We start from the raw sequence: 257 nt of genomic DNA, 5'->3' as shown, positions 1-257 counted from the left end.
AAGAGGTAGTTGATGCCATTCAGGCCACCCGAGCTCGTGGCGGCCGGGTGATTGCCGTGGGCACCACTTCTGTCCGCTCGCTGGAAAGTGCGGCTCAGGATGCCCTGAAGAACGGCACCGATCTGGTCCCTTTCTTCGGCGATACTGATATTTTCATTTACCCCGGTTACGAGTTCCAGCTGGTGGATGTGCTGATCACCAATTTCCACCTGCCGGAATCCACACTGATCATGCTGGTGAGCGCATTTGCTGGCTAT

General features: G+C 56.0%; 1 protein-coding gene. It reads left to right on the top strand.

Features of this window, described 5'->3' with window-relative positions:
• On the top strand, nucleotides 1–257 hold a 257-nt coding region (locus tag ACYP03_RS26915; protein ID WP_459782795.1), incomplete at both ends, for an S-adenosylmethionine:tRNA ribosyltransferase-isomerase.

Source organism: Photobacterium sp. R1, from assembly GCF_054600795.1.
The sequence above is the reverse complement of the archived record's forward strand: the minus strand, read 5'-3'. Positions and strand labels throughout refer to the sequence as shown.